This is a genomic window from Klebsiella sp. R445 (assembly GCF_051131755.1).
In the GTDB taxonomy this organism is placed as follows: Bacteria; Pseudomonadota; Gammaproteobacteria; order Enterobacterales; family Enterobacteriaceae; genus Klebsiella; species Klebsiella lignicola.
Genome location: NZ_CP180446.1, coordinates 5,053,625 through 5,066,523, shown reverse-complemented (window position 1 = coordinate 5,066,523; position 12,899 = coordinate 5,053,625). Strand labels below are relative to the sequence as shown.

Sequence of the window (12,899 nt, the reverse complement as noted above, 5' to 3'; positions counted from 1 at the left end):
CTTAAGCGGGTTTCTTAAATATGGCTCCTCTGACTGGACTCGAACCAGTGACATACGGATTAACAGTCCGCCGTTCTACCGACTGAACTACAGAGGAATCGTGTGAACGGGGCGAATATTAACGGCGGTGGATGCCCTTGTCAAAGGCTGTTTTCATAATTCACACCGTTTGCCGATTTATTCTCCACTTTGCACAAAAATTGCCGTTTTTACTGAAAAGTGGTTATGTTTCGTCCACTTGAGTTTTGACCCGCGGATATTTCCACAGCCAACGCCCGCTCACCATGCGGCCATAGAACAGCACGCCGCGTACCGCCCAGTCGAGCACCATGCCCAGCCAGACCCCGATGACCCCCATCCCCAGCACAATCCCCAGGGTATAGCCCGCCACCACGCGACAGCCCCACATTCCCAGCATCGATACCCACATGGTATAGCGCACATCGCGCGCACCTTTAAATGCACAAGGTAAAATCCATGAGGTCGCCCAGATAGGCATAAAGAAGGCGTTCAGCCACAGCAGCTCTTTAACCACGACTTTCACGTCTTCTTCGCTGGTGTAGAACGAGGCGATCAGATTAGCAAACGGCGCCGTTCCCCATGCAATAATCGTGAGCACCACCGTCGATAGCCAGAACACGTGCCACGCCTGGCGCTCCGCCTGTCCTATTTGTCCTTTACCCAACCGTTTGCCGGTAATGATCGTCGAGGCAGACCCCAGCGCGTTGCCCGGCAGGTTAATCAGCGCGGCGACAGAAAAGGCAATAAAGTTCCCGGCGATCACGTTGGTCCCCATTCCGGCGACAAACATTTGCGTCAGCAGTTTGCCGCTGTTGAAGAGTACGGACTCGATGCTGGCCGGAATACCGATGCCCATCACTTCCCAGATAATCGCAAAGTTAAAGGGCTGGAAATAACTTTTGATCGAAATACGCAGCGCCGGGTTAAAGCCAATCGCCAGCACCCAGATAATCGCCACCGCGCCAATATAGCGGGCAATCGTCAGCCCCAGACCGGCGCCAACAAACCCCAGCCCCGGCCAGGAAAAAATACCGTAAATCAGGATACTACTGATAATGATGTTGAGAATGTTCATCCCGCCATTGATCAGCAGCGGAATTTTCGTGTTGCCCGCACCGCGCAGCGCCCCACTGCCGATCAGCGCGATGGCCGCCGCCGGATAGCTCAGTACCGTCAGCTCAAGGTAGGTCAACGCCATCGCCTTCACCTCTTCCGAGGCCTCGCCGGCAACCACGTCGATGATCTCTTTCCCAAAAGCATGGATCACAACCGCCAGCAAGATTGAGAACAGCGTCATGATCGCCAGCGACTGTCGGGCCGCCGCCCTTGCCCGTCGCCGGTCACGTTTGCCCAGGCTAAAGGCCACCACCACCGTGGTCCCAAGGTCAATGGCGGCAAAGAACGACATGATCACCATATTGAAGCTATCGGCCAGACCGACGCCGGCCATCGCCTCTTTTCCCAGCCAGCTGACCAGGAATGTGCTCAGCACGCCCATCAATAAAACACAGGTATTTTCGAGGAAAATAGGCACAGCAAGGGGGCTGATTTCGCGCCAGTACAGCACACGGTAACTCTTACGTTTTTTGAACCAGGTTGTTCGTTCAAAGACCTGGCGCACTGCGGAGGTGGCGTTCAAGGGAGACCTTAGTGAGAAAAGTTGAAACTACATTTCAAATGATGATGGAGAATGGCCGTTCCTGCAAAACATTTTTCCTTATTAATCGTCGGTAATAGCAACAAATTGTTGATGGAACCGCCAGTTGGTTCTCAGGGGGCAATTAGATGTTTGACAAAATTTTTTTCGCCGCTAAGATACGACTCCACACCGATTCCTCTGTAGTTCAGTCGGTAGAACGGCGGACTGTTAATCCGTATGTCACTGGTTCGAGTCCAGTCAGAGGAGCCATATTTAAGAAGCCCGCTCAGGGTAACCTGAGCGGGCTTCTTGCTTTCCGCAACCAACCGACTCTCCTGAACTGATTATTCAGACCCGCGCCAGACCACCAGAGGTCATTATTTAGCCGGGGTATTCAGCGGGCCGGGTTTACCAATCAGATAACCCTGAACCAGATCGCAACCAAGCTGCTGCAAGGAATGTAACTGCTCTTCGGTTTCGACACCCTCGGCGACGATGCGCATATGTAGGCTTTTCCCCATGCTGATAATCAACCGGACGATATCCAGGTCATCTTTCTGCATTGGGATATTCACCACAAATGAGCGGTCGATTTTGATTTTGTCGAACGGGAAATAGCTCAACCGCGACAATGACGAGTAACCGGTACCAAAATCATCAATAGAAATCTGGATGCCCAGCTCGCGCAGCTGGCTAAGGATCTCTAAAGAACGGGTATTTTCATTGAAAATATCCGACTCGGTAATTTCGAGGTCCAGACGGTGCGGATCCAGCCCTGTCCGCTTGAGGACCGAGATAACCACCTCGGTCAGCGAGCTGTTAATTAACTGAATAGGCGACACGTTAACCGAGACCTTCATCGGAGACGACCACTTCGCGGCCTCCTCGCAGGCGGTACTCAACACCCACTCCCCGAGCGCGTTGATCATGCCGGTCTTCTCGGCAATCGGAATAAAGGTGGTGGGCGGCACCACGCCACGCACAGGATGGAACCAGCGCACCAGCGCCTCGTAGCCATAGATTTCGCCGTTGACCGTATCGGCGATCGGCTGGTAATAGACCCGGAACTCACCATTATCGAGAGCCTGCAGCAGATCATCCTCAAAGGACTTATTCTCCTGGAGACGTTGCAGCATGTCAGGGCGGAAGATTTTGATCGTGCCACTCCCCTCCTTCTTGGCTTCATATAACGCAAGATCGGCACACTTATACAGATAATCGGTACGGGTTTCCCGCTCAGAAAGTACCACGCCGATACAGGCATCAATATTGATCAGCGAATCATAAATTTGATAAGGCTGGGTGATTTTCTCACGAATGACCAGGGCGCGATCCAGCGCCATCTCTTCGCTCAGATCGCTGGAGATAAGCGCAAACTCATCCCCTCCCAGGCGATACAGCGTTTCGGAGGTTTTACGGAAAAACGAGAGTCGACTGGCCAGTTCCTGCAGCAGCTTATCGCCGGAATCGTGTCCCAGCGTATCGTTCACATCTTTAAAGTTATCAAGATCGAACAACATGATCACCGCCGAGCCGTTGTAAGGCCTGACCTGATTAACGACTTCTTGCAGTTTTTGCCAGAAGGAGAGCCGGTTCGGCATTCCGGTTAATGAGTCATGATAGGCATCGTACTGCAGCCGACGGTTCTGCACCTGCAGCTTCTCTTTCGATGACTGCAGATCGTCAGCCAGCAGTTTCATTCTGACATGGGCGCGGCGCAGGTTGTTATTCTGACGCAACATCAACAGGCCCAGGGTAATACAGGTGGTGATCAGCAGGACGGAGATAATAGAGTAGATAAAATACAGATTCTGTATCTTGTCGTGGGTCTCGTTAACCACGTCGATCCCCTGCACCAGCGAGGTGGAGGCAATCGACGTCATCGGTCCGTCAAGCTCGCTCATGTCGCGTAATACGAGCCTGATTTGTGCCGGGGTCATCGTATCGAGTTCCCCGTCGAGCTGACGTAAAATATGAATCAAACTCGCCACGGTTGCCTTACGCCCCGCGTCCTTACGAATAAAGTTGCCCAGATCGCCCTGCTCCAGCAGTTCAATCTGGCTCAGCATGATATCCAGACGCAGGCGAACCTTATCGTGGTCTACGCTATCAACACCGAGCGCATACGCGCCTAAACTCGCCTCCAGCCGCATATATTCGGAAACCATCTGGGAAACTGACCAGGAGTCCGTATAGCGAGTTAATTTCTGTAACTCACCTTGCCGCTCATGCACCAGGTAGGTAATGTACCCGGTGATGATGAAAAGCGACAAAATAATGGCGGTAAGTATTCGATTCAAGATCAAACCCTTACTCAATGATAATTTTTGAAACTTGCCATGACGAACGGGAATAATAGATCTGATTCTGTAGTTCCGGGCTGCTGTCGTACGGATAAACAATAAATAAAGGGCCTTTATCGCGGATCTGCATATATTCGCCGTTCATTTTTAGCGCCAGAATCGTCGGGAACTTGCGGAAGTCTTCGAGCGGGACGGTAGTCGTATAATCATTAAGGGCAATGACTTTTGCGGTTTCACCTTTAGCGCCCACTAAATCCATTAATTTCTTAAGGGAAACACCATCGAAACGCACCTTGCCTGAGTACCATGGCGTGGTGGTCACAATCGTCTCCATCCCCAGGTTTTCCAGCATATCCCGGTCAAACACCGCGGTATCGCCAACATTGGTATTCCCAATCAGGCCGGAAATGGTTAAAACGGGCTTGCCGGTAGGGGCAGGCAGTTTTTCTGCAAACGCATTTGGCACAGCCATAACACAAAATAACACTGCGAAAAGTAGACGCATTTTGCTCACCATTCCGTAATTGGAGTTTTGTTAATTGTAAACCATTAGGGTCAATTCTTAAAAGATGTCAGCCCCGGGTTGTGAGGTTCTGGATTAAAAATATTTCCGCATTTCAGAGCCCTCCGAACTTATGTTTACACCTGGTGATAAAAAGAACGTTTTTTGCCATTTATGCAACGTCTCCGGTAAAAATCTTTTCTCTGCCCGGCCTGCGCGGTAGTCTCTGTAAAGACGTGGCTAAGACTGCGTCTCATTCCAATAATGACAAATATGACAACAGACAGGATTAGTATGGACTCAACGCTTATTTCTCATCCCCCCGGCAAGGAGGTTTGTTCACTTAATCGCGCCAGAAGAGCGGCCTGGGGCAGCTTTGCCGGTGCGGTAGTCGACTGGTACGACTTTTTGCTGTACGGCATCACCGCCGCGCTGGTGTTTAACCGCGAGTTTTTCCCTCAGGTCAGTCCCGCGATGGGTACCCTGGCGGCCTTCGCCACTTTCGGCGTCGGTTTCCTGTTTCGCCCGTTAGGCGGCATTATCTTTGGCCATTTCGGCGATCGTCTCGGGCGTAAACGTATGCTGATGATGACCGTCTGGATGATGGGCATTGCCACCGCCTGCATCGGCTTGCTTCCCTCCTTTAACCAGATTGGTTGGTGGGCGCCGGTTCTGCTGGTCATCCTGCGAGCCATCCAGGGCTTCGCCGTTGGTGGTGAATGGGGTGGCGCGGCGCTGTTAGCCGTGGAAAGCGCCCCCAAACATAAAAAAGCCTTTTACAGCAGCGGGGTGCAGGTGGGTTATGGTGTCGGCCTGCTGCTCTCAACCGGCCTGGTCTCGCTGATTAGCGCCAACACCACCGACGAGCAGTTCCTGAGCTGGGGCTGGCGCCTGCCCTTCCTGTTCAGCGTGGTGCTGGTATTGATCGCCCTGTGGATCCGCAATGGCATGGCCGAATCGGCGGAATTTGAAAATCAGCAGCAGAAACCGCAGCCGTCGGAGAAAAAACGTCTGCCGGTAATCGAAGCCCTGCTCCGCCATCCCGGCGCGTTTCTGCTGATCATCGCCCTGCGCCTGTGCGAACTGTTAACGATGTATATCGTGACCGCCTTCGCCCTGAATTACTCTACGCAGAACCTCGGACTACCGCGCGAACTGTTCCTGAATATTGGCCTGCTGGTCGGTGCCATCAGTTGTCTGACGATTCCCTGCTTCGCCTGGCTGGCTGACCGCTTTGGCCGGCGACGCATCTATATTACCGGCGCACTGATCGGCACCCTGAGCGCCTTCCCGTTCTTTATGGCCCTGGAGAGTCAGTCCTACTTCTGGATCCTGTTTTTTGCCCTGATGCTGGCCAATATCGCCCATGATATGGTGGTGTGCGTCCAGCAACCGATGTTCACCGAGATGTTCGGTGCCAGCTACCGCTACAGCGGTGCCGGTGTCGGCTATCAGGTGGCCAGCGTGGTTGGCGGCGGCTTTACGCCGTTTATCGCAGCTGCGTTAGTGACCTTCTCCGGAGGATCGTGGCACAGCGTGGCGATTTACCTGACCGTCGGCTGCCTGCTTTCTGCCCTCACGGCGATGCTGATGAAACAGAAAGCTCACCCCTGATAGCATGCGGACGGCGGAGAAACCGCCGTCCATAAGGAGATGTCATGATCCAGGAGAACCGCCCCGCCTGCTGGCCCGCGCTGTTTCATCATCAGGAACTCCCGCTGCGGTTCTGTCCCGACCCGACCCTTGCCGAGCAACCACTGATTGAGCTGGCGCGCAATGGCCAGGCGGTGGCCCAGCTCTGGCAGGCGCCGCAGGGGTTTGTCGTGCCGGGAAGCTACCGCAAATTTAGTGAGCTCGACCACGTCAGCACGCTTTTCAGCCGCTGCGGCTGGCCGGTATGGATACGCCGATCCGGCGGCGGGCTGGTGCCGCAAGGTCCGGGGATCGTCAATCTCAGTCTCGCCTGGCCGGTGTCACAACCGCTGGGAGAAGCGGCGGAGCCGATCTATCTCCTGCTCTGCTGGCTGCTGCAGCGCACCCTGGCGACGTTCGGCGTCACCAGCCATTTTCAGTCCGTCACCGGTTCGTTCTGCGACGGGCGCTACAACCTGGCCTGCGGCAAGGGTGAGGATGTGCGCAAAATTGCCGGAACCGCCCAGTACTGGCGGCCTCTTTCGCAGGGCGAGGGGCATATCGTCCTCGCCCATGCGGTGATCTTACTGGAAGCCGATCTGCCCGCTGCACATCAGGCAGCAAATGCGTTCGAAGCCAGGCTCAACAGCGGCCGGGTCTATCGGGCCGATAAAACCGTCTCGCTCTCGGAGCTGCTGCCCGGTGAGACCAACCTGCTGGATCGTTTTCGCCAGGCGCTGGCGCAGCAGCTGCACTCGCCCGCTTAGCAACAGTCAGCGGCGGCTACAGACAGCCGTGATGCGCTGCCGTTACCGGATTCCCACGCATTACGCTAGAATCCTTTTTTCCATCGGGGATTAACCCGCTCTACGCACTGAAGGTCACAACACCGTGAATAATAAGACAAACTTTACGAAAGACGTGGCATGGGCCCGCCAGAATATGCCGCGGACGCTGCGCCAGGTTGCCGCGCTTCCAGACCTGAGCCAGGTGCGACTGGCCTGCTGCATGCATCTGGATATGAAAATGATCCCACTGGTGCAGGGGACCCTCGAAAAAGGGGCAAAAGTCTTTCTGACCACCTGCAACCCGACCACCGTTCAGGATGATGTGGTCGCCTGGCTGGTCGAGCGCGGCGCTGAGGCCTGCGCATGGCGAGACATGAGCGATGCCGACTGGCAGCAATCCTGGGAACAAGCCATTGCCTGGGAACCGACTCATCTGTGCGAAATGGGGGCGGATATTACCACTCTGCTCCACCAGCGCGGCGAGTTTGGCAATATCGTTGCCGGCCTGGAGGCCACCGGCTCCGGCGTCAGCCGCCTGGGCGATATCCATCCCGGTTACCCTATTTTTAACTGGGACGACCTGCCGGTGAAAGAGGGTTTGCATAACCGTCACATGGTTGGCCTCACCGCCTGGCACACCTTTTTCCAGACCACCCACCTGACCCTGCATGAGAAAAAAGTGCTGGTGATCGGCTATGGCCTGGTGGGACAAGGCGTTGCCGCCTCGGCGAAAGCCTTTGGTGGACAGGTCATGGTAGCCGAAATCGATCCCGCTCGTCGCCTGCAGGCGGCCTATGATGGCTGGCACATTGTCGATTTACAGGATGCCATCGCCTCTGCGGATGTGGTCGCTACCGCAACCGGCGGCAAAAAAGTAGTCAACAGCCAGGCTCTGGACAAGGCGAAAGATGGAGTATTCATCCTCAACGTGGGCCACGTTGCCGAAGAGATCGACTGCGGCTACCTGCGTCAGTTCAGCCATGAAGAGGTCATGCCGTTCATCAACGCCTATCGGATGGAGAATAAAACCGTGTATCTGATGGCCAACGGCTCAATGCTGAACCTGACCGCAGGATTTGGCGACAGCCTCAACGCCTTTGACGTCACCCTGGCGGTGATGGCCAGCGGTATCAAGCATATCGTGACGGAAGGGATGCAGGCGCCGGCGGCGGTCTATCTGCTGCCGCAGAGCGTGTGGCAACAGGCGCTCTAAATCCGTGTGGATATCAGGGCGACGGCGGTCGCCCTGATGACTGGTTAGTGACCTTCCGGCAGCACAATATTGCTTTCTGCCAGCGTCCCCATTTCGTTGTAAATCGTGCAGGCCGCCTGCACCAGATGCATCGCCAGCGCCGCCCCGCTGCCTTCGCCTAAGCGCATCCCCATGTTCAGATAGGGTTCCAGCTGTAGGTGTTCCAGTGCGATACGCGCCCCTTTTTCCGCCGACAGATGCGACGGGATCAGATACGGGTGAACCCCTGGCGCCAGACGACAGGCCGCCAGCGCCGAGGCATAAGACAGAAAACCGTCCAGCACCACCGGCAACCCGCAGGATGCCGCGCCCAGCATCACGCCGGCCATACCGACCAGATCAAACCCGCCCACTTTCGCCAGTACGTCCAGGCCATCGTCCGCCTGTGGTTGATTGACCGCTATCGCCCGCCGCACGACGTCGGCTTTGTGCGCCAGCTGAGACACCGGCAGGTTAGCGCCAATGCCAACCACTTCATGGGCATCATTGCCGGTCAGTACGCTAACCACTGCCGCCGCGGGGGTGGTGTTGGCCATGCCCAGTTCGCCGACGCCAAACACCTTGACTCCTTGAGCCGCCAGCTCGCGGGTATAGCCAATGCTGGCCACCAGCAACGCCGTCGCCTGTTCGCGACTCATGGCCGCCGAGTGGGCAATGTTAGCGCTGCCGCGCGCGACTTTCATATTCACCAGACCGGGAATCGGGTCCGCGTCAATACCGGCATCAATCACGTGCACCTTGGCTCCGGCCTGCGCCGCCAGCACGCAGACGCCGGTATTTTTCCGGGTCATGTTTGTTGCCTGAATCGCCGTCACCACCTGAGGTGAAATCGCGACCCCTTCATGCCAGACGCCATGATCGGCGCACATCACCACGATGGCTTTCTCCATCAGCTGCAGCTCACCGCGCAACCCCGGCATACCGGCCAGTTGTACGGCCAGCGCTTCCAGCCGCCCCAGGCTACCCGGCGGTTTTAATAATCCGTCCAGATGCTGTTGCGCCCGCGCCATCGCCGCCCGATCCGGCTGAGCAATGGCGGCAATGAAAGCCGAAAGATTGTCCATTATGTTCCTCGTCGCACTGTCAAATGATGTGTCATCGCCCATTGTGAACCCCGTGGCGCGCAGAAATTCACGTGACAAGGCCGTTCATCGCAGGGGAAGGAGATAAATCAGAAGGGGAATTCCCGGCAGCGAGGGCCGCCACCGGGCAGGTACAGCGTGATTACTCTTCGACTTTCGCTTCGCCAATCACTTTCAGCTTTTTGGAAATGTCGCGGCGTTCTTTGGACAGCTCAGCATTTTTGATGATGTAGTCATCAACACGATCTTCGTAATCGCTTTTCATGCTGGCAATAATGCCCTGAATGGCTTCAACGCTCATGCCTGGCTTGATGTAGTCACTGAGGTTGTCCAGCAGCAGTACGCGCTTCTGGTTGTCACGGATCTTTTTCTCAACGTCCTGAATTTCACGCTGCAATTTGTTCTTACGACGATACAGGCGAACAAACTCCAGTACGTCCTGGAAAGAAGGCTTAGTTGTTTCCATTTTTATACCCCTAATATTTGAGATTCGGATTCGCTAAAGCGACTGCTATATAGGGCTAACATAACTGTTAGCAGACGCTGATGACAATGTTTTTTCCTTTACGTTTATCATAACCCTAAATGCAGCTGAATCGAAGCAACCTGTGGGCAAATTGCGTGCATCTGGCTTTTATTTACGCAGCGCCCGACAGATTAAATTCGACAGCAGCTCAAGCTGGCGCGCCAGTTCGATGCTCAGCCAGACGTAGCCATGGATGGGCGTTTCCGACAGGTTGTCCCCCTTATGCTCGTTCATCAGCTGGCGCAGTTCAGCCACAACCTCGTTGAGTTTTTCGGTATTGGCGCGGATGGGCTGTGGGTTACCCTCATACAAGGCATGCGCAATGGTCAGCAGGGTTTGCTGGGTCATCTGCTGGGTTTCGCGCAGCGTATGGGCGTTCAGCATCACAAAATGGCCGGGACGGGAAATCCAGTAGGCGTTGATCTGCAGTTCAAGCATGCAGACCAGATTGCGGCTCACGGTCTGAATCGCCTCGAAAATGGCTTTCTGGATATGGGTCTCTTTGCTGGCCGGGGTAATCAGGCCGCGCATCTTGACCACATCGTTCAGCACCTTCTGCAGGTGTTTTTCCAGACGCGGTCGCTCCACCAGGTTAGGGGAAAAACCAGCCTGATAAAGACGGTTGAAGGCGGTGACATAGTTGGCCATCTGAATGCGCCAGTGCAGAAATGCCCGCTGTGGCCAGATGCCGGTGAACAGCATCGCCAGCAGCGAGCCGAAGATAACATCGCCGCTTCGCCAGAGCGCGGTATGCATATCGCCGGGCGGCGCCCCGACCACCACCGACAACGTGATGCCGATAAGCAGCGCCTGATAGGGCTTTTTGCCCAGCGCCAGCCAGCCGCAGAGGAACATGGCCAGGCCGCACCACAGTACCATTATGGGTAAGGAGATCAGTTCAAGCTTGAGCGCCACCAGCCCGAGTGCCGAACCTAAAATGGTACCGCCAATACGTTCAAAAGCACGCGGCACCACGTTGCCCCAGAAGGAAATCGGCCCCATCACCACCACCAGAGTGATCAGCGGCCAGGTGCCTTCCGGCACATTCAGCAGACGAACCAGCAAAAAAGTGAGGACAAAGGCCAGAGCAATTCGAATACCATGCACCACGCGATAGTGGCGATACAGACGAATTTCAAAAGGCTTGAGTGATTTATCAGCGCGCACAACGCTCTCCAGCAAGAAAGCAGGTAGCAAAGGCCAATTGTAACTGCTTTTTCGCTATAAGCAGCACGCTGCTCAAAAAAACCTTTTCACAGGGGGATTATCGGGTTACTCCCCGACCGGCGTCACCGCGACATACATTTCAATGTCCCAGTAGCCGTCCTGATTGCCGTCGTTCAGATAAAGCTCGAAGCACGGTTTTTCCGCAATGTGGTACGTCTTGTCCTGCATCAGACTGTTGAAGAAGGCCAGCCAAGGCGTGGAGAAGTCATGGTTTTCCACCCGTGCGCGGGCAAAAGCGTACTCTCCGCCGGCGATCTCGGTGAGAATCACCCCTTCGCTGCCGGGCGGGATAACATAATCTTCCGCCACGGTAACCACCGTATCGCAGCGCAGTTTCTCGGGCGGCACCTGGTCTGGGTTATCGTAGTAAACGGCCACCCACTCCTGCGCTGGCACCTGATGGTTTGTGACCCACGCCATCAGTTGTTCAAAACCCTGTTTAACGGTCTGTTCCCACGGCCCCACCAGGTGAAACCCGGCAATTTTACGTTTGTCGACGGACTTAACGTGATATTCCATGCTGCCTCCACTATTGATAACAACTGTATAAATATACATGAAGTGTAACCAGGCGATGAGGATCAGTATGTGAGTTGATTCGCAGAGTTGCCGTAATATTATCCAAAAAAAATGCCCCGAACGGGGCATGAAGATTACAGGCCGTGGTGCAGATAATCGCTCAATCGCGAGAAGAACCCGCCCTTGCCGACACTCTCCAGAGTGACCAGCGGCCAGTGGGCCACGACTTTGTCACCATCGTACAGTGAAATTTCGCCCACCCGCTGGTTGGCGGCAATCGGAGCTTCGAGATCTTTCTTATCCAGCACATATTTCGCTTTGATGCGTGACACTTCCGACTTCGGCAGCGCTAACCAGAAGTCCTGATCGGTGCCCAACTCGATGTGATCTTTATCGCCGTACCAGATCTGCTCGCTGCCGACTTTTTTGCCCTTTTGCAGCACCTGGACGGTATCGAAGTTTTGCTGGCCCCAGTGCAGCAGTTTCGCCGCCTGCTGTTCGCGCCCTTTCGGGCTGTCGGCGCCCATCACCACGGCGATAAGACGACGCTTGCCGTCAACTGCAGAGGCAATCAGGTTAAAGCCGGCGCCTGAGGTATGCCCGGTCTTCAGGCCATCGACATTCATGGTTTTATCCCACAGCAGCCCATTGCGGTTCTGCTGGGTGATACCGTTCCACGTCAGGCTCTTTTGGCTGTACATATGGTAGACGTCAGGCTCGCCGTGAATGATCGCCCGTGACAGTACCGCCAGATCGTATGCGGAACTGTGCTGGCCCGGCGCATCAAGACCATGCACGGTTTCAAAATGGGTATCCTGCAGATGCAGTTTTTCAACATAGCTGTTCATCAAGGCGACGAACTGTGGCTGGCCGCCGGCCACATAATCCGCCAGCGCCACGCAGGCGTCGTTACCGGAATCGACGATAAGTCCGCGGCTTAAATCGCGCACGCTGACCCGGTCACCTTGCTTCAGGAACATCAGTGATGAGCCGTCGAATACCGGGTTGCCTTTGGCCCAGGCATCGCGGCCGACGGTGACGATATCGTCAAAGGTGATGCGGTGGCTGTCGATAGCGCGATCGACCACATAGCCGGTCATTAATTTCGTCAGACTGGCAGGGTTACGCTGCTGGTGCTCATTGCCCGCAGTCAGTATCTGTCCGGTGGTATAATCCATGAGTACCCAGGAGCCAGCCTGAATCGACGGTGGCGCCACGGTAGCGGGGAAATCATTAGCAGCAAATGCGCAAGAAACGCTCGAAGCGAGCAAAGTTACAGCAATAAAAAAACGGCCTTTCAACGGCATATCCTCTAGATTGGCAGACTCGCCGTCCTTTTTACGGAAGTTCTTCTTTCAAATCAGGGTTTAATTGCAAGAAAATATGACACGGTAAAAGTCTGCCACGG

General features: G+C 55.1%; 11 protein-coding genes and 2 tRNA genes. 4 read left to right on the top strand and 9 right to left on the bottom strand.

Annotated features, from left to right (window positions below; translation table 11 throughout):
• Nucleotides 1-21: 21 nt before the first annotated feature.
• Nucleotides 22-97, bottom strand: a tRNA-Asn gene (locus tag ACMYSN_RS23790).
• Nucleotides 98-223: 126 nt separating this feature from the next.
• On the bottom strand, nucleotides 224-1,660 hold the full coding sequence (locus ACMYSN_RS23785) for an MATE family efflux transporter (RefSeq protein WP_462496392.1): 1,437 nt from the start codon (nucleotides 1,658-1,660) through the stop codon (nucleotides 224-226).
• 194 nt (nucleotides 1,661-1,854) lie between these two features.
• Between ACMYSN_RS23785 and ACMYSN_RS23780 the strand changes: the two genes are divergently transcribed.
• Nucleotides 1,855-1,930, top strand: a tRNA-Asn gene (locus ACMYSN_RS23780).
• 107 nt (nucleotides 1,931-2,037) lie between these two features.
• On the opposite strand, the gene ACMYSN_RS23775 is transcribed toward ACMYSN_RS23780, so the two are convergent.
• Nucleotides 2,038-3,960, bottom strand: coding sequence for a putative bifunctional diguanylate cyclase/phosphodiesterase (locus tag ACMYSN_RS23775; protein WP_462496391.1), 1,923 nt, complete (start codon nucleotides 3,958-3,960; stop codon nucleotides 2,038-2,040).
• Nucleotides 3,961-3,970: 10 nt separating this feature from the next.
• A complete protein-coding gene (locus tag ACMYSN_RS23770) occupies nucleotides 3,971-4,468 on the bottom strand; it encodes a putative pterin-binding protein (RefSeq protein WP_462496390.1) in 498 nt (165 codons plus the stop codon).
• A 291-nt stretch (nucleotides 4,469-4,759) separates the two neighbouring features.
• On the opposite strand from ACMYSN_RS23770, the gene shiA reads away from it, so the two are divergent.
• The 3 genes from shiA to ACMYSN_RS23755 all read left to right on the top strand — a co-directional run bounded on the left by shiA (nucleotide 4,760) and on the right by ACMYSN_RS23755 (nucleotide 8,098).
• Nucleotides 4,760-6,079 carry an MFS transporter gene (shiA, locus tag ACMYSN_RS23765; RefSeq protein ID WP_462496389.1) on the top strand — a complete coding sequence of 440 codons (1,320 nt, stop codon included), beginning with the start codon at nucleotides 4,760-4,762 and terminating at the stop codon, nucleotides 6,077-6,079.
• A gap of 44 nt (nucleotides 6,080-6,123) precedes the next feature.
• Nucleotides 6,124-6,864 carry a lipoate--protein ligase family protein gene (locus tag ACMYSN_RS23760; protein ID WP_462496388.1) on the top strand — a complete coding sequence of 247 codons (741 nt, stop codon included), beginning with the start codon at nucleotides 6,124-6,126 and terminating at the stop codon, nucleotides 6,862-6,864.
• Between the two features lie 175 nt (nucleotides 6,865-7,039).
• Complete coding sequence (locus tag ACMYSN_RS23755; protein WP_462498327.1) at nucleotides 7,040-8,098, top strand: Rossmann-fold NAD(P)-binding domain-containing protein; 1,059 nt, start codon at nucleotides 7,040-7,042, stop codon at nucleotides 8,096-8,098.
• Nucleotides 8,099-8,142: 44 nt separating this feature from the next.
• On the opposite strand, the gene cobT is transcribed toward ACMYSN_RS23755, so the two are convergent.
• The 5 genes from cobT to dacD form a co-directional block, all read right to left on the bottom strand.
• Nucleotides 8,143-9,201, bottom strand: coding sequence for a nicotinate-nucleotide--dimethylbenzimidazole phosphoribosyltransferase (cobT, locus tag ACMYSN_RS23750; RefSeq protein WP_462496387.1), 1,059 nt, complete (start codon nucleotides 9,199-9,201; stop codon nucleotides 8,143-8,145).
• A gap of 160 nt (nucleotides 9,202-9,361) precedes the next feature.
• Complete coding sequence (locus tag ACMYSN_RS23745; RefSeq protein WP_041146350.1) at nucleotides 9,362-9,685, bottom strand: DUF496 family protein; 324 nt, start codon at nucleotides 9,683-9,685, stop codon at nucleotides 9,362-9,364.
• Nucleotides 9,686-9,853: 168 nt separating this feature from the next.
• Complete coding sequence (locus ACMYSN_RS23740; RefSeq protein ID WP_462496386.1) at nucleotides 9,854-10,912, bottom strand: FUSC family protein; 1,059 nt, start codon at nucleotides 10,910-10,912, stop codon at nucleotides 9,854-9,856.
• Between the two features lie 105 nt (nucleotides 10,913-11,017).
• A complete protein-coding gene (gene sbmC, locus ACMYSN_RS23735; protein ID WP_462496385.1) occupies nucleotides 11,018-11,491 on the bottom strand; it encodes a DNA gyrase inhibitor SbmC in 474 nt (157 codons plus the stop codon).
• A 134-nt stretch (nucleotides 11,492-11,625) separates the two neighbouring features.
• Nucleotides 11,626-12,792, bottom strand: coding sequence for a serine-type D-Ala-D-Ala carboxypeptidase DacD (gene dacD, locus ACMYSN_RS23730; protein ID WP_174507977.1), 1,167 nt, complete (start codon nucleotides 12,790-12,792; stop codon nucleotides 11,626-11,628).
• Between the last annotated feature and the right edge of the window lie 107 nt (nucleotides 12,793-12,899).